Origin of the sequence: Nocardia sp. NPDC052112 (genome assembly GCF_040680135.1) — a bacterium.
Classification (GTDB): domain Bacteria; phylum Actinomycetota; class Actinomycetes; order Mycobacteriales; family Mycobacteriaceae; genus Nocardia.
The window spans coordinates 111,436-132,201 of sequence record NZ_JBFAWD010000014.1 but is presented as its reverse complement, the minus strand read 5'-3'; the positions used below and the strand labels follow the sequence as shown (position 1 = coordinate 132,201).

Here is a 20,766-nt window from a genome sequence, read left to right as displayed (position 1 = left end):
AAACAACATTCACTGCCCGGCCTGGTCGGGCGGTAGTTCGACGAAAGGCTCGCCCTCATGCGTAAGGGGATCCTCGGCATTGCGGCCGTATCGGTTGCGCTTCTCACCTCGCTCACTGCCTGCGGGGACGACAACAAGGACTCCGGTGGTGGGGGCGCCAAGATCGGTGTGATCCTGCCGGACAGCAAGACATCCGCACGCTGGGAGACCGCGGATCGGAAGTATCTGCAGGCGGCGTTCGACGCGGCGGGGATCAAGGCGGATATCCAGAACGCGCAGGGCGATAAGAACGCCTTTCAGACCATCGCGGACCAGATGATCACCAATGGCGCCTCGGTGCTGATGATCACCAACCTCGACAGCGGTACCGGCAAGGCCGTGATTCAGAAGGCGAAGTCGCAGGGTGTGACCGTAATCGATTACGACAGACTGACTCTCGGCGGTGGGGCGCCGTTCTATGTGTCGTTCGACAATGTGAAGGTCGGCAAGTTGATGGGGGACGGGCTGGCCAAGTGTCTCACCGATAAGAAGGCGGTCAATCCGATCGTCGCCTACCTCAATGGCGGACCCACCGACAATAACGCGACGCTGTTCAAGAACGGTTACGACAGCGTGCTGAAGCCGAAGTTCGATGCCGGCGAGTATGTGAAGGGGCCGGATCAGGCGGTGCCGGAGTGGGATAACACCAAGGCGGGCACCATATTCGAGCAAATGCTCACCGGCGCACCGAATCTCGGCGGTGTGGTCGCGGCAAACGACGGACTCGGCAATGCCGCGATCGCGGTGCTGAAGAAGCAGAAGCTGAACGGCCAGATCCCGGTGACCGGCCAGGATGCCACGGTCCAAGGACTGCAGAACGTGCTCGCGGGCGATCAGTGCATGACCGTCTACAAGGCCATCAAATTGGAGGCCGATGCGGGCGCGAAGTTGGCGATCGCGCTCGCGCGGGGTGAGAAGGGCGAGGCGACCAGCACCGTCGACGACCCCGAGGCGAATGCGAAAGTGCCTGCGGTGCTGTTGGAACCGAAGGCGATTTTCAAGGACAACGTGAACGATGTCGTCGCGGACGGCTATGTCACCAAGGCCGAGCTGTGCACCGGCGAATTCGCCAAGCTCTGCGCGGATAACGGGGTCCGCTGATCGTGTTACCACGCCCCTTCCGCGATTCGATGAGGGGACCGCGGAAGGGGCGCCCCAACCTGAGGAGCTACACCCATGCCGGATACCCCGGTCATCGAATTACGCGGGATAGAAAAGAGTTTCGGTCCCGTCCATGTCTTGCACGAGGTCGCGTTCTCGGCGTACTCGGGTGAGGTGACGGCGCTGGTCGGCGATAACGGCGCGGGCAAGTCCACCCTCGTCAAATGCATCGGCGGCACCCATCCGATCGATTCGGGGGAATTCCTGTTCGAGGGCAGGCCGGTGCATGTGCACAACCCGCGCGACGCCGGCGATCTCGGCATCGAGATCGTGTACCAGGATCTCGCGCTCTGCGACAACCTCGACATCGTGCAGAATATGTTCCTCGGCCGGGAGAAAAAGCACGGTTTGGTCCTCGACGAGTACGGGATGGAGGAACTGGCCGGAAAGACCCTGGCGGGATTATCGGTTCGGACGGTGAAGTCGGTGCGACAGCAGGTGGCGAGTCTGTCCGGCGGTCAGCGCCAGACGGTCGCGATCGCGAAAGCCGTGCTGTGGAACAGCAAGGTGGTGATTCTGGACGAGCCGACGGCCGCGCTTGGTGTCGCGCAGACTCAGCAGGTGCTCGAGTTGGTTCGCCGACTTGCCGACAAAGGCCTCGCGGTGGTGCTGATCTCGCACAATATGAACGACGTCTTCGCGGTTTCGGATCGGATCGCCGCGTTGTATCTCGGCCGGATGGCGGCCCAGGTACGCACCGCCGACGTGACGCACGCGCAGGTTGTCGAATTGATCACCGCCGGTCGCAGCGGAAGTCTCGGCCTCGGGAATGGAGCAAGTGTATGAGCGCCGTGGTTACGGATAAATTCGAGGCCACATCCTCGCCGGTGACCGAGCTGGTCAATACGTATGTCGGGCGGGTGCGCAGCGGGAATATGGGTGCGCTGCCGTCGATTATCGCGCTGGCGGTGCTGTCGGTCGTGTTCTGGATCGCCCGACCGGTTTTCATGACACAGGGCAATTTCGCGAATCTGTTCACCCAGGGCGCGGCCATCGCGGTGATCGCCATGGGGCTGATTTTCGTGCTGTTGCTCGGCGAGATCGATCTGTCGGCCGGATTCGCGAGCGGTGTGTGTGCGGCGGTGCTCGCGGTATTGCTCACCGATAAGGGATGGCCCTGGTATGCGGCGGTTCTCGTCTCGCTGCTCACCGGCGTCGCGATCGGACTCACCATCGGCACGATCGTGGTGAAGATCGGAATCCCGTCGTTCGTAGTGACATTGGCGGCGTTCCTGGCTTTGCAGGGTGTCGCGCTGAAGATCATGGACAACGGGCGCAATATCTCGATCCACGATGAGACGATCGTCGCGATTGCCAATAAGAACGTGCCGCCATGGCTCGGCTGGGTCATGTACGTGGTGCTGCTGGCGGGATTCGCGGTGATCCAATACCGAAAACTACGGGCGCGCACCAAACTCGGGCTCACCGGTGAGACCGCGCCGGTGATCGCATTGCGGATCGCGGCGGTGGCCGTGGTGGCGGGCGCGGCAGTGCTGATCCTGAATGACGAACGCAGCCGCAACCCGGCGATCAACTCGCTCAAGGGCATGCCGATCGTGGTGCCACTGATCGTCGTGCTGCTCCTGCTATGGACGTTCGTGCTCAACCGCACCTCGTTCGGCAGACATATCTACGCGGTCGGCGGTAGTGCCGAAGCGGCGCGGCGCGCCGGCATTCCGGTCGATCGGATCAGAATCAGTGCCTTTGTGCTGTGTTCGACAATGGCCGCGGTGGGTGGGCTGATCGCGGCATCGCGGGCCAATTCCGTCGATCCGAACACCGGCGGCAGTGATGTGTTGCTGACCGCTGTCGGAGCGGCCGTGATCGGCGGTACGAGTTTGTTCGGCGGGCGCGGTCGAATGCTCGACGCCGTGCTCGGTGCCGCGGTGGTCGCGGTGATCAATAACGGAATGGGCCTGATGGGCTACAGCGCGGGCACCAAATTCGTTGTGACAGGATTCGTGCTGCTGTTGGCAGCGGGAGTGGACGCGCTGTCGCGCAAGCGTGCGTTGCCAGGAAGTTGACCGGCTGACCATTTTCGAGCGACCTGACAAAGGTCGCCAGCGACCGGGAGGAGGTTCGCCCGAATGAGAGCTGCACCTTCTCCGGACGAGATCCGGCGGCAGAACCTTGCCGTGCTGCTGCGGCATGTCCACTCGAGCGGGCCCATGTCGCGGGCGGTGCTCGCCGAGCGGATGGGGCTCAATCGCAGCACCATTCTGGCGCTGACCGCCGACCTCGCCGCGGCCGGCCTGGTCAGCGAGGAGCTGCCGGGGCAGACGGGGAAGGCGGGGCGCCCGTCACTGGTGGTGCGGCCGGAATCGGAGCGGGTGTACGGTTTGGCGCTGGATGTCGGGGCGGACCGGCTCGCGGTGGCCAGGGTCGGCTTGGGCGGAGTGATTCTCGATCGGCGGGAGACGCCCCGCCCCAGTGGCACCTTCGATCCGAATGATGTGATCGGTGCGCTGGCGACCCTCGCGGAGACCATGATTCGCGAGTCGGGACCCGAGACCGTATGCGTGGGTGTGGGAGTCGCGTTCTGCGGGATGGTACGCGAAGAGGATGGCGTCGTTCGGTACGGACCGAATATCGGGTGGGTCGATGTGCCGGTCGGGGCGCGGCTTTCGGAACGTCTCGGTTTGCGCGTCGCGGTCGGTAACAATGCCAACCTCGGTGCGCTCGCCGAACGGGAGCGTGGCGTCGGCATCGGTGTCGCGGACATGATCTATCTGCACGGCGAGGTCGGTATCGGCGGCGGAATCATCATGGGCGGCAAGCTGCTCGGCGGTGCGGGCGGCTATGGCGGTGAGGTCGGGCACATGATCGTCAATCCGGGTGGGCGGGCCTGCACGTGCGGATCGTATGGCTGCCTGGAGGCCGAGGCGGGCGAACTCGCATTGATCGCGGCTGCCGGGCGCGCGGATCTCACCGGGCGCGCGGCGGTGGAGGCGATCGTGGATGCCGCCGCGCGCGGTGACGCCACCGCCCGAGATGCGTTGCACCAGGTCGGAGATTGGCTCGGATACGGTGTCGCGAACCTGGTCAATATCTTCAATCCGACGATGGTCGTATTCGGTGGCGTCCTGCGTGAGATCTACCTCGCCTCCGCCGCGCAGGTCCGCAGCAGGCTCGCGGTGAACGGCCTGCTCGCCGTGCGCGAAGGGGTCCGCCTACGCACCTCCGCCCTCGCTGACGACGCCCCCCTCGTCGGTGCCGCCGAACTCGCCTTCGCCGACGTCCTCACCGACCCCCTCCAAACCCTCGCCCGCATCTCCACCGCCTGACGTATCAAGATCAGGTGGAATCTGTGCAGGCATCGCCCGAGAAGCCGCCGCCACCAGTGCCACCTGATCTTGATACGCGCGGCGGTGGAGTGGTCGCTTGGGTGGTTTACGTGGGGGGGATTTTCGTGGGATGCTGGCGTGGTCGGAGCTCGGGGGAGTTGGTCGGATTCAGTGGGGGTGTTGCGTGGAGAGACATCGGTCGGGGTTTTCGTATGCGCCGAGGACCGAGCCGCCGTTGTTGCCGTATCGTCCGGCGGGTAGCGGTGCGGAATTCGAGGATCCGCCGCGGGCGTCGCCGTGCCGCACGCCGATACCGCGGCATGATCAGACCGGACGTTCCGGCCCGCCAGGGGTGCGGCTAGCGCTCGGTGCCGGACATGGCGCGCTGGCGCCGGTCGTCGAATTGGATTCGACGGCACAGCAATTCGTCGAGCGTGCGCTGCGGCTGGCACTCGAGATACTCGACCACCGCCGCCCCGTCGCCCAACTCGCCGCGATGGCCACGCCCGCGGTGGTCGCCGCAGTGCGGACCATAGTCCGAGCCGACCTCGCACCCGGGCGGGCCCTCGGCGTCGCCGTGCTCTACCGCGCGAGCCTCGTGATGGTCGACGCCTCGACGGCGGAAGTCTTCGCCAGCTACGACCGCGGCCGCCAACACTTCGCCATCGCCGCCCGCATCGCCCGGACCCGTACGACGGATTGGCGATTGACTGTCTTCCGGGTGCGGTGAATCCGCGGATAGCTGGTGGCCTTCAGTCCGCTTCGGTGCTATCGCAGTGCGCCGATGCCTGGGGATCTACCACGTTTGCTCGATCCGAGAGTGTGGCCAGTAGTTGCCACGGTGCGGACTTCGGTTCGCATTGTGGCCGGCCGTGCTGTTGGGGGCTGGTTGGCGTGACTGACGGGCCCGTTCTCTCCCGGAGGTGATGCGTCCGTCCGACGTGTGGTTGCCACGGTGCGGACCTCGAGTCCGCTCCGTGTCTGGCGTGCTGCGCGCTTGCGTCCGTGGCGATCACGTGGTGGTTTCGATGACGCCGATCTGCCGCGGTTCGCTTGCACATCTCGCAACCCACCGCGTCATATCGGAACGCGAACTCGGCACGCCGGTGCTGGGCTGGCGGGCCATACTGCTCCACGGCGTAGCCCACGGACTGGCGTTGGGCGTTCAGTCTGCAGCGGGCCGACTGGGTTGCAACTTCCGATGATTCCGGCTCCGCCCAGTCGGTTCGGTGTAGTTCGTACTCGACCTCATCGCGTTCGGTGCCGGGGAGCATGTCGAGCGCTGCCCGCGCGTCCGATGCCTCGGTCGCGGAGGGCGGTGCCGCACCGATTCCGGGATTGCACCTCCGGTTCGGCGAGCTCTCGATGTCCGGGGCGACCATGCCATGGCGGGCGCGGGGTGCGGGGCCGAACTACGCTGGCTGGATGATCGGCACGCGACACAGTTATGACCGGGTGGCGGACCGGTATGCCGATGAGCTCGGGGATGAGTTGCGGGGTAAGCCGTTGGATCGGGGGCTGTTGGAGGTGTTCGCCGAACTCGCGGGTGGGGGTGTGGTCGCGGATGTCGGTTGTGGACCAGGGCATGTCGCTGCTTATCTGGCGGCTCGGGGGGTGCGGATGATCGGGATGGATCTTTCGCCTGCGATGTGTGGGGTTGCGCGTACTTCGGTGGCGGTCGGCGCGGCCGATATGACCGCGCTGCCGGTGCGGGCGCAATCGCTGGTCGGGTTGGTTTGTCTGTATGCGGTCATCCATTTGGATCGGCAGCAGCGTGCCGCGGCCTATGCGGAGTTCGCGCGGGTGTTACGTCCGGGGGGTCATGCGCTTATCGCATTTCACACGAGCGACACGGACTTTCCGGTGGGTGCGGCCAAGACGCTCACCGACTGGTGGGGCCACCAGGTCGACCTCACTTTCCGGTACCTGGACCCGTCGGCGGAATCCGAAGCGCTGGCCACGGCCGGTTTGGTCCCCGTCGCCCGCCTGGACCGCGCACCGCATCCGGATATCGAACATCCGAGTCGGCGCAGCTATCTGCTTGTCCGGCGGCGGCCGTAGGAAAGGGTGCGAATTGTGTTGCGAGCCTTACTTTTCGATGTGCAGGGTACGGCGACGGATTTTCATTCGACCGTCTGCGCGGAAGCGCGACGCATCGGTGGCACCCGATATCGCCACATCGATTGGCCCGGTTTCGTAGACCACTGGCGCGCCGAATACTTCGCCACCCTGCGTAAGGCTGAGCCCGACCGCGACAACTGGGTCACCGTGCATTCGGTCTACGCCGACGCACTGGATGGTCTCTTGGGGGATTATGGCATCGACCTATCGCCTGATGAACGTGCCGATCTCACCCTCGCGTGGCAACGCCTCGAGCCCTGGCCCGATGTCGTCGCCGGATTGGCCAGGCTCGCAAGCAAATTCACGATCGCGACCTTGTCGAATGCAGATGTCGCCGCCGTGGTGAATATTTCGAAACACGCCGCATTGCCGTGGGATGCGGTGTTCACCGCGGAAATGGCGGGCGCGTTCAAGCCCGACCCCACCGTGTATCGCATGGCCGCTCGGTATCTCGGGCTGGCGCCCGCCGAGATCATGATGGTCGCGAGCCACAAATACGATATTCAGGCCGCGGGCGCACTGGGTTTCCGGACGGCGTTCGTCGCCCGACCGCTCGAGTTCGGTGTAGATGGTGACGTGGATGTCTCCTTCGACGACGACTTCGACATCAATGCCACCGATTTCCTCGATCTCGCGGACCAACTCGGCTGCTGACCTACGCGGTTCGGATGGCGCACAGCACATGTGGCGGAACGGTAGCGACCGGTCGCGGCGTGATTCCGAGGTAACCGGCGATGAGGTTCGGTGCGTCGCGATCGTCGACTTGGCTGAATCCCGTCTCCCGCAGCACATTTGCGATCTCGTCGGCCGTGAAGAAGCTCAGCCAGGGTTCACCGATGGCGGCCACCCGATCGGCTCGCGCGGTGCGCTGATCCACTTCCCCGGGCAGGGCGGCCGAAGCGGGATAGAGATAGTCGAACACCAATCGCACCGGTGGCGTCTGGCCCGCCACGAACCGGAGGGTATCCAGAATCGTGTCCCGAGTCAGGTACATGACGACACCGAGCCAGATGAACACGGCCGGTCGACTCCGATCGAACCCTGCGGCGGCCAATCCTGCTGCGAGCGTCTGGCTTTCGAAGTCGACCGGAGCGAAGGTGAGTGCTGCCGGGAGTGCGATGTCGGCGGCATCGAGCCGCTGCCGTTTCCACTCCTGGGTATCGGGATGATCCACCTCGAAAACTCGCACCTCGGGATGTGGGTTGCGGTAGGCGAAGGTATCCAGTCCGGCACCGAGAATCACCACCTGGCGGCTGCCCGCCGCCACCGCATCGGCAACGGTGTCCTCGGCGAAGCGCGCGCGGGCGGCCAGGAACAGCCGACGCCGGCGGCGCATATCGGTGTCGTCTTCCTGGCTCGTCGACGTTTCCAGATCGGCCAGTTGCTCGGGGGTGATGCCTGCGATGCGAACGGCCAGCGGATCGGTGAAGATGCGCGGTTCGCTCGCGATCTGATGGTAGGCGCGAGCGTAGGCGGTGGCGAGGGCCGTGCGACTTGGCTGACCGAGTTGCATATGCCGAACCTACGCGGGCGCTGCCCGTCGCGCTATTCCTCGGTGATGATCAGCGAGGTGGCAATGGGGGCGAGCACCTCGACCAGTTGGGTGATCGGCGGGCGTGGGTCGGCCAGAATCCATTCGTGCGCGACACCATTGACCGCGCCGATGAGTGCGCTTGCCGCCCAGGTGATTCCGCCGCGGACGCGAATTTCCGGACCCGCGATCGAGATGAGCAGCGCCTCGATTACCGCCGCCCATGCGTGGCGGCGCTCGCGGCGGTGCTGTTCCATGCGCTCGCTGACCCCAACCACCTCGACGAAGGCGACCTTCGCCCGGTACGGATCGGAGCTGAGCGAACCGATGAACGCCGTCAGCACCGCCGTGAGCCCGGCCGCGATATCCGTGCCGGGACCCAGCGTCGCGACGGCCTGCCCGACGACCGCGGCGGACTGGTCCTGGATGTAGTCGTAGGACGCGATGAGCACGTCCTCCCTGGTCTGGAACTCCTCGTAGAACTGTCGCTTGGACAATCCGGCCGCGGTACACACATCGGCCAGCGCGCAGTTCGCATAGCCGCGCTCGGCGAATGTCCGGATAGCGGCGTCCAGGAATCGCTGCCGTCGCTCGGCCTTCCGCTCGCTGACCGCGCGGCCGCCGTACTGCCTGTCCACAATGGTCACAGCTCCGCCTCGCCAGCGCTCGGCTCCGCTGTCCGAGGGGCTGTGCCTGTGGTTCCCTCGCTGCGCTCGGTCACAGCACCACGGTATCCGAGCGGCCACGCGGTCTGGTCGGTGCGGGAGGTCGGCTCGGTCAGTCCAGGGCGATGGTCCCGCCCAGCGCATCCTGTGCGCCATAGAAGAGCAAGAAGACGTAATACAGAACCGTCGAGATCGGTTCATTGAGAACGTGCATTTTTCCTCGAGGCTTCCCCAGCGAGCTGTCCGGCACCAACCGGCCGGTTCGGTGAAAGTTACGTCATCTGCGGCCGTTCGGCATACCGAGTCGGCAAATCGGGCCGATATCTGCCCGTGATCGGTGCCGCGCCGCGGCGTTGTTGCGATGCGCATCACGTTTGTGTCATAGTCGGCACATGTGAGACGGAGTGGTCTCACAATCTGCGAAGGGGCTGGAAGTTGATCAATCCGCTGGCGGGGCGCGCCCGGCGAATTATGTTCTCGGCCGGAATCACGGCCATCGCACTAGTCACGACGACGGCGGTTGTGGGCGCCGAGCCGCCGGACGAACCGGTGGCGGTGCAACCCGCGGCGCCGGTGCCACTGCCGCCGGAATTGGATCCGGGTTTCTACCATCCGGCCGCCGAACTGGTGGCGAGCAAGGCGCCGGGCGAGATCATCGCGGCCCGGCAGGTCAATGTCGCCAACTTCGGGTTGATTCCGGTGAATGTCGACGCGTGGCAGGTTTCCTACCGCTCGAATAACAGTCGGGACGAGCCGATTCCCGCGGTTGCGACGGTGGTGAAGCCGCGCGGCTCGGCTCCCGACAAACTCGTCTCGATGCAGATCGCCGAGGACTCATTGGCTGGCTACTGCGCGCCTTCCTATGCGCTGCAACAGTTCTCGGCCGGTCCATTCGTCGGGCAGATCGTCGCACCCGCGGAATGGGTAATCGCTCAGGGCGCGGTGCAGCAGGGCTGGGCGGTTGTCATTCCCGATCATCAGGGACCGAATAATGCTTATGCGGCCGGACCGCTGGCGGGGCGGATCACCCTCGACGGCATCCGCGCGGCACGCAATCTCGAGCCGATGCGGCTCGCACCGGATACCCGGATAGGTATCTACGGATACTCCGGTGGTGCCATTGCCACCGGCCACGCGGCCGAGCTGAAGCGGAGCTACGCGCCCGAGCTCAATATTGTCGGCGCGGCCGAGGGCGGTGTGCCCGCGGATCTGGGCATGACGCTGAATGTCGCCAATAGTCAGCTCACCTCTGGTCTGGTCCTGGCGGCTATCAACGGTCTCACTCGCGAGTATCCGGATTTCGCCCGATTCGTCGACGGCAATATCGATCTGCTCGGCCGGGCGGTGTCGACCGTCCAGGGCGGGCTCTGTGTCCAATACGTATCCGCATTGCTGCCGTTCCTGAACCTGAAGGGCATGCTCCGCGTGCCCGGCGATCCGATCCAGCACCCGGCGGTCGTCGACGTGCTCGACCAGACCCGCATGGGTAAGTCGGTACCCGATATGCCGGTTTACATCTGGCAGGCCAATCCGGATGAAATCATCCCGGTGGGCCAGGTCAATACGCTGGTCGACATTTACTGCCAAAACCATTCCGCAAGTGTGCAATACACTCGAGAACACTTCGCCGAGCATATCGCCACCGAGGCTTCGGGCGCTGCGCCGGCCCTCCTGTGGCTGCGTGAGCGGCTCAATGGTGTTCCGGCGCAACAGGGTTGCCGCACCGCCGATGTCGGCTGGCTGGCATTGGATCCGAACGGCATCGAACTGTTGAAGTCGACCTTCGGTGAAACCTTCGCCTCGTTCTTCGGTAAGCCGATCGGCGTGAAGTGAGCTGGTTCCGGTCCGGATCATCCGATCCGGACCGGAGTTGCACTATCGAGGGCACTCAGTCGGCGGCGAACATCTCCCCCGCACGACGGGTGTCCATGTACTCGCGCACGCGGTGGATCCGGCCGTCGCGCAGCTCGAAGACGAAGCAGTAGTCGTTGTCGTAGTGATTGCCGTTCAGCAATGTCGCCCGCATCCGCTCCTCGACCACGACCATCGCACCCTCGGCAATGATCGCGGTGAACTCCACGCTGCGATCGGAAACGAATACCGACGGAAACTCCTTGGTCAGGAACCGCACGATACGGTCACGGCCGACAAGGTGATTGGTGCCGTCGATGGCACGGGCGGTGGGGTTATCCGGCGGTGCGAGCCATTCGGCGTCCGGGGTGAATACCGCGGCAATGCGGTCGGGATCCTGTGTCGCGAATTCGCGCCAGGCCCGAATGATCACATCTTTGTTCGTCTGCGCGTCCATTCGGCCAATCCTTGGTGGGCGGCGGCCGCCGAGCACGCCACATTCGGACGGGTCGTGTCCGGATATGACTGGTCGGTGCGTGGCCCGGCGCGCAGACTCGGGATATGCGATCGTTCGAAGGCGTCGTCACGACCGGCATCTACTGCGTGCCGCCGTGCCCGGGACGGCCGCGGGCGGAAAATGTCGTCACGTTCACCTCGGCCGCGGGTGCTGAGGCGGCGGGATTTCGGGCATGCCACCGTTGTCGGCCCTATCGGGGCGATCGAAAGCCTGCGAGTGCATCCGAATTGGTCTGTCGGGCTATCGATCTCATCGCAGCCGGTGCGTTGGACGCGGGCAATGCGGCCGAACTCGCCGCGCGGCTCGCGGTTTCGGAACGTCATCTGCGCCGGATGTTCCACGAACAGGTCGGTGCGACGCCGGATCAGCTGGCCCGTTCGCGGCGTGCGCACTTCGCGCGACGACTACTGGACGATACCGATCTGTCGGTCACCGATATCGCCTTCGCCGCCGGATTCGGGAGTCTGCGCCAGTTCAACCGGGTGATGGTCGCGATATTTCGTGCCGCACCGGTCGAGTTGCGCAAACGCCGACGCCGCGCGGATCGCCTTGTCGCGGATGGTGGTCTCGCGCTCCGGGTGCCGGTGGCCGAGGGGACGGATATCGGTCGGCGATTGGCGCAGCTCGCGCGCACCGCAATCGGCGGTGTCGAGAGCGCCACACCGACGTGCTACCGGCGGACGATTGTCGTGGACGGCGATCCAGGTGTCATCGAAATATCGTCGGCCACAGCAGATGCCGTGCGACTCGTGGTGCACCTGCCGCGTATCGAAGGACTGATCCATCTGGTGGCCAGGGTGCAGCGGCTGCTGGCGGGGCAGCCGTGGGACCCATTCGAGGACGACATCCGCGGCATCGTGTCGGACCACGGTGTTCTCGACGATCTCGTCCGCGCCTACGGCGTACCCATAGGCGGATTGCGGAAGTTCGGCCTCGCTTACCTGTTTCCGACGCCGACAACCCTCGCCACCGCCAACTCGAGCGGTCTCGACAAGGTTGGCGCACAGGCTATCCGGGCCAGCAGCGGAACAGTGTGAGCTAGCCGGTCGAGTCGTCCTGACACGGAATCGGCCGCACCGTCGAACGATCGAGTGCATTGAGCACGAGTGCGGCGGTGGTCGGCGAGAAGACCGTGCCGTTGTGTCCGGCTTTGCTACCGGGACAAACATTTTGGAGGACGTAGTTGTCGACACCGGGCTCCGCGAGCATGGCCTGGTTCTGACCGAATGACGAGATCGGATCGAAACGGCTGCTGATGGTGGTGTAGGCGACGCCAGGAACAGTGATCGGTCCGGAGTTCAGCTCCTGTAGGAAGGGCGATCCGGCCAGCAGATCCTTTACCGCGGGCGGTACCGGAAGTCCGTCGCGGAGATTTCCGATATCGAGGACAGTCGCGGCGAGATCGCCCAGCGTGCCGTGCGTCGGCGAGGAGATGGTGGTCACCGAACGGACACCACTGGCAACCTGCGGATCGGTCTTCACGATGTACTGCGCCATGATGCCGCCCTCGGAATGACCGATCAGGTCGACCTCGGCGGCGCCGAGCCGGGCGGTCAGCGCGCTCAGTTTCCGCTTGATCTCGACCGCCGAATCGGCGAGCGGACCATTGCCACCGCCCTGCATGGCACTGCTGCCACCATAGGAGAACGAATAGACGCACAGCCCCGCATTGGCGAGGGCGGGTCCGAGGAAGCCCCAGGCTCGATACTCGTCGCCCGCGAAACCATGCAACAGGACAACGGGAACCGCGCCCGGCACGGTGGAGACGCAGTCGTATCGGTTGACTCCGGGCGGTGTCGGCGCTTCGATCCGGCCCTGTTGCGCCCAGCGCGTTTCCTCGTCCTGTACCTGCTCCCAGGTGGCGGTCGGATACGGTCCCGGCGCGGCGGTGACCACCGGCATCGCCACCGCCCAGACAGCGATTGCGGTGAGGCCCAGGATGATTCGGCGCAATCTCACGCGTGCGGTCCTTCGAGCTGGATGGCGGTCGTCACGCGGATATCGGCAACCGATCGACCGGTCAACAGATCGTGGGCGGTGGTGGGCAGTACCCAGGCTTCCGTTGCCGTATCCCAGGATTCGGCGGTTCGGCGGGGGATCGGAATCGCCACTTCGGCCGCCTCGCCCGGATCGGCTTCGACGACCGCGAAGGCGGCCAGGCGCCGGTCCGGTTGGGATGAAGCGGCGATATATGTCTGGATCGTTTCGCGGCCGCGGCGATCGCCGGTATTGCGTACTCGCACGGTCAGCGTGCCGAGAACACCGAAGGTCACCGGATCGGGAGCGAATGCGGCGGTCTCGTATTCCCAGGTGGTGTATCCGATTCCGTGCCCGAACCAGTATGCCGGTGCGGTCGCAAGACGTCGCCACGCGCGGTATCCGATGTAGATGTCCTCCGCGTAGGCGAGGGTACCGTCGGCGGGGGTGACATTCAGTACCGGCGCATCGTCCTGGTGCGCGGGCCACGTGGTGGGCAGCCGTCCGGTCGGTTCGGCCCGACCCATGAGCACATCGGCCAGTGCCGCGCCGCCTTCCTGTCCCGGAAACCAGGTCAGCAGGATCGCCGCGACGTCCCCGGCCCACGGCATCTGCACGGGAGAGCCCGTATTCACCACGACCACAGTGCGCGGATTGGCGGCGGCGACCCGTGCGACGAGCTCATCCTGGCGACCGGGCAGTGCCAGCGTGGTGCGGTCGAAGCTTTCGCTCTCGACCTCGGGGGTGGTGGCGACGACCACCACGGCCACATCGGCCGAAGCCGCCGCGGCGACCGCCGCTTCGATGAGCGCCTCGGGATCGATATTCGGTTCCTGATGGCCGAGCGAGAACTTCTCGAAGGCGATCGGCAGCTCGGGCAGCGTCGTAACGGTATGCGTAATGCTCACCGAAACCCGTTGTTCTGCAATGAGTTCGACATGGATCAGCGTCTCGGGCGGGCGCAGGAAGGCGGCCAGTGGATCGCCCTGCGGCACGATCCGGTCGTCGAAACAGGTCACATTGCCCACGGTCAGCCGGAATGGCCCGATGCCCGCGATGGCGAAGGTATGCGTTCCCGTCGCCCGTGGGGTGAACGTGCCGGTGACAACGACCCGATGCAATTCCCCGACCGCGATACCGTCCGGGAACTCACCGATCCACTCGATCGTGGCCTCCGGCAGCGGATGCTCGCCGAGTAGACGGTCAGCCGCGCCGTACAGTTGGACCCGCAGCTCGAAGCCCTCCTTGGCGGCGGGAATCTTGATTCGCGGATCCGCACCGACGGCATAGACCAGTTCGGTATCCGCATCGAGCACGGCTCGCAGGCCCTCGAGCGGTGAGACGGTATGCGGCGGAAAGACCTGGGCGCTACCGCCGCCGAGCGCTCTCGGCTGGTCGGCGGTTTGGCCGATCAGCGCGATGCGGCCGATCTTGCCGAGCGGAAGTGCGCCGCTCTCGTTGCGCAGCAGCACAATCGAGCGACGGGCGATCTCGCGAGCCAGCGCAGCGCCGTCGATCGTCGCGGGTAGCGTGGTGACTTCCGGTGGTGCTGCGGCCAATGCGCCGACCCTGGCGGCCAGCCGAAGCACATGCCGTGCCATCTGCGCGACGGTGTCGTCCGGAATCCGGCCCGCGCGAACCGCTTCCGCGAGGGCGTGTCCGAAGACGGTCTGCGGTCCAGGCATCGCAATATCGGTTCCGCCGGTAGCCGCGCCTACGGTATTGCGGGCCGCCGTCCAGTCCGAGACGATCGCGCCGTCGAAACCCCAACGAGCACGTAGGATTTCGTTCTGCAAGGCATTGTGCTCGGTCATCGTGACGCCGTTGACGCTGTTGTACGCCGCCATCAGGGCCCACGGTTCGGCCTGTTCGACCACGGTTTCGAACGGCGCAAGATACAGCTCGTGCAGGGCCCGCCGGGATACCCGCACATCGACGGTGAATCGGTCGGTCTCGGAATCATTGGCCACGAAATGCTTGGGTGTCGCGGCCACACCACCCTCCTGCACGCCGGTCACATAGGCCGCGCCGATGGCCCCGGTCAGCAGCGGATCCTCGGAGTAGCACTCGAAATGCCTGCCACCCAACGGACTTCGATGCAGATTCAGTGTCGGAGCAAGCAGCATGTGCACGCCCTTGCGCCGGGCCTCCTGCGCGAGCAGCTGTCCGGCCCGCCGGGCGAGGGGTGGATCCCAGGTGGCGGCCAGCGCGGTCGGGCTCGGCAGGGCGATCGATGGGTCCTCCGGACTCCAATGCACGCCGCGCACACCGATCGGACCGTCGGACATCACGATGGCGGCCAGTCCGATCTCCGGAATCGCGGGCAGGGACCACATGTCCTGACCGGCGAGCAGGTGGCAGCGGGCATCCAGATCCAGTGCCGCCAATGCCTTTTCGACCACTGCCTCGCGGTCGGCTCGGTGATTCGCCATATCGGTCGACTCCCTTGTTCGTAGGACGCGCGGGCGGCTACCTCGAAGTATGGTCGATCTACCTAGTAATCAGTAGGGAATGTTATCGATACGTTATCAACTCGAGCCGCTGTCCGGCCGGATCAATTGCAGGAATTTGCGCAGTAGCGCGGGCATATCGACATCATCCGGTGACAGCAACCACTGCTGCTGTAATCCGTCCAGGACCGCGATCAGCAATACGGCGGCATCCCGCTGTGAGATGCCGCGCGGCGGATCGCCGCCGAGGTCGCGCTCCAGCAGGGCCGTCAGCATCTCCCTGGCCTGTGCATACCGTTCGACGAAGTAGGCGCGCGCGGGATGGTCCTGAGTGACGCTCTCTGCCGCGAGCACCGTGAACGACTGGACTATTCCGGGCCGCTCGGCATTGCGTTCCACCAGTTCGGCCAGGAAGTTCAGGGTTGTCGCATGCCCCTGTGCGGTGGCAAGCAGGACGTCGAGGTCGTTCTGATCACGCAACGCGAGCACATTCGCCAGCAGTGCCTGCTTATTGGGGAAGTAGTGCAGTACGCCCTGCTGGCTCAACCCGACCCGCTCCGCGACGATCGCGATGGTCGCGCCCTGGTAGCCGCGTTCCGCGAAAACCTCCAGGGCCGCCTCCAGGATTGCCCGGCGTCGATCCTCGTGACCGGCCCGGCCCTGGGCCCGTCTCATGCGGTGCGTTCTTCTGCTGCGTCCATTGTTCGCAGACTAGCGAATCGCCGTTGGCAGCGGCGGTTTCGGCGCGTCGACTTGCTATCAATGCTAGCTCTAGTGTTGATAGAAATCAGAGCAGTGATAGAGAGGCGGCGCGGTGCATTGCCCCGCCCGATGGCCGGGGTTTCACCGCAGTGTGGCGACAACCTGCTGTGCGATGTTCTCTTCGCCAAAGGTGTTGGGGTGCAGAGGAACGAAGGAGGGCGTCGACAGCGAGGGGATCAGCCCGTTGATCCACTGCTGGTCGGGTGTGGCACACATGTCGTGTCCGATGCTGGAGGCGGCGGTGTCGACGAAGATCGCGCCGTGTGCCGCGGCGACATTGTGCAGTAGGGCATTGAGATCGACCAGCACGCCCTGGAGGTAGTCGGCATCGCGCGGCCATGTGGGCTGTTGTTCCGGGCAGGCGCCCGCGCGTGCGGCGGTCGGGTACCCGACGATCACGATCGTGGCTTCGGGGGCACGCGAGCGGATCTCATCGATCGCGTTGCCGTAGCCGGGTGCCAGGGCCTTGGTCCGTTCCGCGAAAGTGTCGGTGCCGTTCGCGGTGAAGGTGTCCGCGCATGACGTGCCGTAGGGCTCCGGCAGCAGATTTCCGCACCGTAGGGCCTGCGATGCCAGGCCGATATCGTTGCCGCCCATGGTCATTGTCACCAGGGTGGTGTCCGGTGTGAGTGCATCGAACTGTGGCGCGGCGGTTCCGGAGACGACGCCGCGCTGCGGGCTCGTCAGGTCGTCCAGTGTGGCCCCACCGCAGGTGACGTCCTTGAAGGACGCGACGCCGAGCTCCTTCGCGACCAGCGCCGGGTAGTTGACCGCGGAGCGCGAACAGGTGGCGAGCTCGGTTTGCGGAAATACGCCCGCGCCAGCGGCGAAGGAATCGCCGAGAGCTACGTAGTGGATGTCCGCCGCCGGATCGGCGCTCGCTTGCCCGGTGATTGCGGCGCTGGCCGCGAGCGTCATCGCGGCCGTGGCGACTGCTGGTCTCACCTTTCCGAACAGGTGGTTCCAGCTGCCGAAAACTTGCATTGTGTCTCCTCGTGAACCCATGACCGGACGAATTCTCGTCCGCAGTCCCGGAAATAACTGGCGCATGCGGATCGAACCCGGATATCCGACCGGTACGGGCAGAGTATAGCCGCGATTCGCCAATCCCGAATAACATGTGGTTTTCCTGTCGAAACATTGCGTCCGCAGTGGGCGCGATGGCGCACCGTCCGGCGGGGGATGTTGGGGGATAGCGCATTTCGCTACATCATCAGCGACTAGGCCCTGTTTCAGATCTATGCCCCCGGGTAGGGTACTGTTGCGTTCCTCACTATTCTTTCGCTACCTGCGAAAAGTCGGATGGTGCTGATCGTGAGGGTTGACATCGCCCGCGCACGCTGGCTACGGTCGCCATTGTTCGCGCTGAGTCATCGCCCGCCTCGGCATTCTTGGCGGCAGGCCGTCCCGTACGGTCCAGCCAAATGTTTCGACCGCGGGGAGGCTGTCGTTATTGCCGCACCCTCTGCGACATCGGTCGCATTCATGAAGAAACACGGCGGACCTTTCTTTGTGACTCGAGACCAGTTTCTCGCGCCTTTTTTAACCGCCGAGACTCCACCGCTTCCTTTCGACGTTAGGCGCCAGTTTGTCCGTCTCGATCGCACTCGCCAAGACCGTGGATGACCTCCCTGGACCGAGCCGGTGGCCGTTGCTGGGGAATCTCCCGCAGATGCGGCCCTCGTTGCTGCACCGTCAGTTCGACCAGTGGTGCGATGAGTACGGCCCGCTCTACCAGTTGAAGATGCCGGGGCGACACATTGTCGTCGTGAGCGATCCCGATCTGAACCGTGAGATCTTTCGGGACCGCCCCGGTGGGTTCCGGCGGCAGTCGGCGATCGAATCGGTCATGGACGAGATGGGTTCCAACGGACTGTTCTCGCTGGAGGGCGAGGCTTGGCGGTTGCGTCGGAAGCTGGCCATGCCCGCCTTCAATGCCGCGCATCTGCGCAGCTTCCACCCCACCTTGGAGACGATCACCGGACGGCTGCAACGGCGCTGGGAACAGGGGTCGCCCAAGGATATTCGCGCCGATCTGACCCGTTACACGGTGGATGCCACCGCCAAGCTGACCTTCGACTACGACATCAACACCATCGAACAGTCCGGCGATATCATCCAGCGGCATCTGGAGCTGATCTTCCCGCTCATCAACCGGCGGATCAACAGCCCGCTCCCGTACTGGCGCTATGTCAAACTTCCGAACGACCGGGCGCTGGAGCGCGCGCTGGCCGCGCTGCGTACCGATCTCAACGGTGTGATCAGCCGGGCCCGCGCGAATCTGCCCCCGGCGCCGACCAATTTCATCGAGGCATTCCTGTTGGCACAGGACGGCAGCACCTCCTTCACCGATGACGAGCTGTTCGCCGAGGCGCTCACCATCCTCATCGCGGGTCAGGACACGACAAGCAATGCCATGGCCTGGCTGCTCTACCACTTGGCGGGCAATCCGGCTGTGCAGGAACGGATTCGCGAGGAGGTCACCGAAATCCCCTCGGCACTGGACCGACAGCCGTATCTGGAAGCCGTTGTCGCCGAATCGATGCGGATGCGGCCGACGACCCCGATCGTCGGACTCGAGGCCATCGCCGACACCACGATCGATGGTGTGCGTATCCCGGCGGGCGCCTGGGTGATCGTCAATGTGCAGCATGCGAGCCTGCAGGAGCAGAACTTCGAGGATGCGTTGCGCTTCGACCCGGATCGCTGGCTGCGCACCGAGCACGGCACCCATCGGCCCGAGGTTTCCACACCGTTCGGGGCCGGTCCGCGGTTCTGTCCGGGGCGCGGGTTGGCGATGTTGGAGATCAAGAATGTGACCGGCATGGTCTGCCGCAACTTCGAGGTGCGCCTGCCCGCGGGCGCGCAGGGGCCGAAGGATCGCTTCCACTTCGCCGTCATCCCCATCGATCTCGAACTCGAACTGATCCGACGGCGCACCGCCGCCGCGTCCTGACGACCCCATTCGCCGAGCACACTCGGGTCGCTCGATCGCCCGAGGGTAAGGATGTAGATGTCATTGCATCGACTGACCGCGACCGACGGCGTCTGGCTGTCGCTCGAATCGCCCGATATGCCCATGCATATCGCCTTCCTGCTGGAATTCACCGCGCCCGAGGGCGGGGCGGCGCAGTTCCTGCGGCAGTGGCGAGCCGGGTTGGACGCACCGGCGAGCCTGCCGCAACCGTGGAACTTCCGCCCGCTGAAGTTCCCGCCGCCGGGTGTCGCGGCGCTGGTGCGTGCGGTCGACGATATCGATCTGAGCGAGCACATCCGGGAGTGGACGCTGCCGGAGCCGGGCAGCCAGGATCAGTTGACCGAACTCGTGTCATCGATCCACCGCAAGCAGCTCGATATGAGCCGTCCGCCATGGGAATTGCACGTCATCGAGGGGCTGGCCCAGGACCGTTTCGCGCTCCTGCTCGAGGTGCACCACAGCCTCCTCGACGGCGCATCGGCCATGCGGCTGTTCACCGACACATTCACCGAGGATGCCGCCGCTCGCGATGTGCCGGACCTGTTCACGGTGCGCCCGGCGGCCGACTCCGCGCAAGCCATTGCGGCCGAGGCGAATCCATTCCGTGCTGTGCTGACCGGCGTCCTGGCCTTGTTGCGCGGTGTCGGATCCGCCGCACGTGATGCCTTCCGGCGCGCCCGCGGCGATAAGACGATGGCACAGAAGGCATATCAGCAACCGGCAACCATTCTCGATGGCACCATTACCGGAGCCCGCGAGCTGTCCAGGCGTCGCTACGATCTGGCGCTGTTCAAGCGCTTGGCGAAGGCGGGCGACTGCACGATCAACGACATCGTGCTGTACCTGGTGAGCACCGCGTTGCGCGATTACCTGACCGAACACGCGACATTGCCCGAAGAGTCGTTGACCGCGGGCGTGCCCACCGATCTGCGCGCGGAGGACGACGCTCGCGCCGGCACCCGTGCCGGGATGATGTTCACCGCGCTCGCCACCGATATCGCCGATCCGCGCGACCGATTGAGTGCGGTCAAGTACTACATCCGTGCCGCGAAACAGCATATGGGCGAGATGGCTCCGAACGAGGTCATCGGCTACGGGCTCGCGGTCACCCTGCCGTGGATACTCGGACTCAGCTTCGGTTTCACGAATACCGCCGCCTCTCATCCCATGGGCATCTCCAATGTGCCTGGACCGCGGAATCCGCTGTACTGGAACGGCGCTCGGCTCGAGACGATCTATCCGATCTCGCTGCTCATGCACGGCAACCCGCTGAACTTCACCTGCATCGGTTACTCGGGCGGGCTGCATTTCGGTGTCCTCGGTGCGCAGGACAAGCTGCCGCCGATGTCGTATCTGACCGGTGCCATGGATGCCGCCCTCGATGAGCTCACCGAACTGCTTCTGCCGGACCACGCGCCGCTGGCCGGATGA

General features: G+C 65.0%; 18 protein-coding genes. 11 read left to right on the top strand and 7 right to left on the bottom strand.

Translation table 11 applies throughout. The features are described from left to right. The first annotated feature begins 57 nt into the window (after window positions 1–57). From AB0L58_RS26065 to AB0L58_RS26035, 7 genes are all read left to right on the top strand, one after another. Entirely contained in the window at window positions 58–1,140 is a 1,083-nt protein-coding gene (locus tag AB0L58_RS26065; RefSeq protein WP_364390335.1) for a substrate-binding domain-containing protein, read from the top strand. Between the two features lie 75 nt (window positions 1,141–1,215). Next, entirely contained in the window at window positions 1,216–1,986 is a 771-nt protein-coding gene (locus tag AB0L58_RS26060; RefSeq protein ID WP_364390333.1) for an ATP-binding cassette domain-containing protein, read from the top strand. Further along, window positions 1,983–3,224 carry an ABC transporter permease gene (locus tag AB0L58_RS26055; RefSeq protein ID WP_364390331.1) on the top strand — a complete coding sequence of 414 codons (1,242 nt, stop codon included), beginning with the start codon at window positions 1,983–1,985 and terminating at the stop codon, window positions 3,222–3,224. The genes AB0L58_RS26060 and AB0L58_RS26055 overlap by 4 nt, the downstream gene beginning before the upstream one ends. A gap of 63 nt (window positions 3,225–3,287) precedes the next feature. Then, the gene (locus AB0L58_RS26050) at window positions 3,288–4,484 is read left to right on the top strand and encodes an ROK family protein (protein WP_364390330.1); all 1,197 of its coding nucleotides are present in this window, start codon (window positions 3,288–3,290) and stop codon (window positions 4,482–4,484) included. Between the two features lie 238 nt (window positions 4,485–4,722). Beyond that, window positions 4,723–5,214 carry an Rv3235 family protein gene (locus AB0L58_RS26045; RefSeq protein ID WP_364390329.1) on the top strand — a complete coding sequence of 164 codons (492 nt, stop codon included), beginning with the start codon at window positions 4,723–4,725 and terminating at the stop codon, window positions 5,212–5,214. Window positions 5,215–5,756: 542 nt separating this feature from the next. Then, a complete protein-coding gene (locus AB0L58_RS26040) occupies window positions 5,757–6,545 on the top strand; it encodes a class I SAM-dependent methyltransferase (protein ID WP_364390327.1) in 789 nt (262 codons plus the stop codon). Window positions 6,546–6,551: 6 nt separating this feature from the next. Then, complete coding sequence (locus AB0L58_RS26035) at window positions 6,552–7,259, top strand: haloacid dehalogenase type II (RefSeq protein ID WP_364390325.1); 708 nt, start codon at window positions 6,552–6,554, stop codon at window positions 7,257–7,259. 1 nt (window position 7,260) lies between these two features. On the opposite strand, the gene AB0L58_RS26030 is transcribed toward AB0L58_RS26035, so the two are convergent. Together AB0L58_RS26030 and AB0L58_RS26025 are read right to left on the bottom strand one after the other, a co-directional pair. Next, window positions 7,261–8,118 carry an SAM-dependent methyltransferase gene (locus AB0L58_RS26030; protein WP_364390324.1) on the bottom strand — a complete coding sequence of 286 codons (858 nt, stop codon included), beginning with the start codon at window positions 8,116–8,118 and terminating at the stop codon, window positions 7,261–7,263. Between the two features lie 32 nt (window positions 8,119–8,150). Beyond that, the gene (locus AB0L58_RS26025) at window positions 8,151–8,783 is read right to left on the bottom strand and encodes a TetR/AcrR family transcriptional regulator (protein WP_364390323.1); all 633 of its coding nucleotides are present in this window, start codon (window positions 8,781–8,783) and stop codon (window positions 8,151–8,153) included. Window positions 8,784–9,236: 453 nt separating this feature from the next. Here AB0L58_RS26025 and AB0L58_RS26020 point away from each other — a divergent pair, with 453 nt between their 5' ends. Further along, window positions 9,237–10,634 carry a lipase family protein gene (locus AB0L58_RS26020; protein ID WP_364390322.1) on the top strand — a complete coding sequence of 466 codons (1,398 nt, stop codon included), beginning with the start codon at window positions 9,237–9,239 and terminating at the stop codon, window positions 10,632–10,634. A gap of 55 nt (window positions 10,635–10,689) precedes the next feature. On the opposite strand, the gene AB0L58_RS26015 is transcribed toward AB0L58_RS26020, so the two are convergent. Next, on the bottom strand, window positions 10,690–11,109 hold the full coding sequence (locus AB0L58_RS26015; protein ID WP_364390321.1) for a nuclear transport factor 2 family protein: 420 nt from the start codon (window positions 11,107–11,109) through the stop codon (window positions 10,690–10,692). Window positions 11,110–11,213: 104 nt separating this feature from the next. Here AB0L58_RS26015 and AB0L58_RS26010 point away from each other — a divergent pair, with 104 nt between their 5' ends. Then, on the top strand, window positions 11,214–12,206 hold the full coding sequence (locus tag AB0L58_RS26010; protein WP_364390320.1) for a helix-turn-helix domain-containing protein: 993 nt from the start codon (window positions 11,214–11,216) through the stop codon (window positions 12,204–12,206). A 1-nt stretch (window position 12,207) separates the two neighbouring features. Here AB0L58_RS26010 and AB0L58_RS26005 read toward each other — a convergent pair whose 3' ends face one another. From AB0L58_RS26005 to AB0L58_RS25990, 4 genes are all read right to left on the bottom strand, one after another. Then, window positions 12,208–13,128 carry an alpha/beta fold hydrolase gene (locus AB0L58_RS26005; RefSeq protein WP_364390319.1) on the bottom strand — a complete coding sequence of 307 codons (921 nt, stop codon included), beginning with the start codon at window positions 13,126–13,128 and terminating at the stop codon, window positions 12,208–12,210. Continuing rightward, window positions 13,125–15,578 carry a glycoside hydrolase family 3 C-terminal domain-containing protein gene (locus AB0L58_RS26000; protein ID WP_364390318.1) on the bottom strand — a complete coding sequence of 818 codons (2,454 nt, stop codon included), beginning with the start codon at window positions 15,576–15,578 and terminating at the stop codon, window positions 13,125–13,127. Before AB0L58_RS26000 ends, AB0L58_RS26005 begins: the two co-directional genes overlap by 4 nt. A gap of 96 nt (window positions 15,579–15,674) precedes the next feature. Next, complete coding sequence (locus AB0L58_RS25995) at window positions 15,675–16,271, bottom strand: TetR/AcrR family transcriptional regulator (RefSeq protein WP_364390317.1); 597 nt, start codon at window positions 16,269–16,271, stop codon at window positions 15,675–15,677. Window positions 16,272–16,439: 168 nt separating this feature from the next. Beyond that, window positions 16,440–17,342 carry an SGNH/GDSL hydrolase family protein gene (locus AB0L58_RS25990; protein WP_364390316.1) on the bottom strand — a complete coding sequence of 301 codons (903 nt, stop codon included), beginning with the start codon at window positions 17,340–17,342 and terminating at the stop codon, window positions 16,440–16,442. Window positions 17,343–17,946: 604 nt separating this feature from the next. Between AB0L58_RS25990 and AB0L58_RS25985 the strand changes: the two genes are divergently transcribed. Both AB0L58_RS25985 and AB0L58_RS25980 read left to right on the top strand, forming a co-directional pair. After that, the gene (locus AB0L58_RS25985; protein WP_364390314.1) at window positions 17,947–19,314 is read left to right on the top strand and encodes a cytochrome P450; all 1,368 of its coding nucleotides are present in this window, start codon (window positions 17,947–17,949) and stop codon (window positions 19,312–19,314) included. Between the two features lie 57 nt (window positions 19,315–19,371). Next, window positions 19,372–20,766, top strand: coding sequence for a wax ester/triacylglycerol synthase family O-acyltransferase (locus AB0L58_RS25980; RefSeq protein WP_364390313.1), 1,395 nt, complete (start codon window positions 19,372–19,374; stop codon window positions 20,764–20,766).

Excerpts from the sequence above, each read along its gene's own strand:
- AB0L58_RS25980 (WP_364390313.1), top strand. The coding sequence starts at position 19,372 with ATGTCATTGCATCGACTGACCGCGACCGACGGCGTCTGGCTGTCGCTC.
- AB0L58_RS26055 (WP_364390331.1), top strand. The coding sequence starts at position 1,983 with ATGAGCGCCGTGGTTACGGATAAATTCGAGGCCACATCCTCGCCGGTG.
- AB0L58_RS26060 (WP_364390333.1), top strand. The coding sequence starts at position 1,216 with ATGCCGGATACCCCGGTCATCGAATTACGCGGGATAGAAAAGAGTTTC.
- AB0L58_RS26015 (WP_364390321.1), bottom strand. The coding sequence starts at position 11,109 with ATGGACGCGCAGACGAACAAAGATGTGATCATTCGGGCCTGGCGCGAA.
- AB0L58_RS25990 (WP_364390316.1), bottom strand. The coding sequence starts at position 17,342 with ATGCAAGTTTTCGGCAGCTGGAACCACCTGTTCGGAAAGGTGAGACCA.
- AB0L58_RS26030 (WP_364390324.1), bottom strand. The coding sequence starts at position 8,118 with ATGCAACTCGGTCAGCCAAGTCGCACGGCCCTCGCCACCGCCTACGCT.
- AB0L58_RS25995 (WP_364390317.1), bottom strand. The coding sequence starts at position 16,271 with ATGAGACGGGCCCAGGGCCGGGCCGGTCACGAGGATCGACGCCGGGCA.
- AB0L58_RS26000 (WP_364390318.1), bottom strand. The coding sequence starts at position 15,578 with ATGGCGAATCACCGAGCCGACCGCGAGGCAGTGGTCGAAAAGGCATTG.
- AB0L58_RS26010 (WP_364390320.1), top strand. The coding sequence starts at position 11,214 with ATGCGATCGTTCGAAGGCGTCGTCACGACCGGCATCTACTGCGTGCCG.
- AB0L58_RS26040 (WP_364390327.1), top strand. The coding sequence starts at position 5,757 with ATGTCGAGCGCTGCCCGCGCGTCCGATGCCTCGGTCGCGGAGGGCGGT.
- AB0L58_RS26065 (WP_364390335.1), top strand. The coding sequence starts at position 58 with ATGCGTAAGGGGATCCTCGGCATTGCGGCCGTATCGGTTGCGCTTCTC.
- AB0L58_RS26050 (WP_364390330.1), top strand. The coding sequence starts at position 3,288 with ATGAGAGCTGCACCTTCTCCGGACGAGATCCGGCGGCAGAACCTTGCC.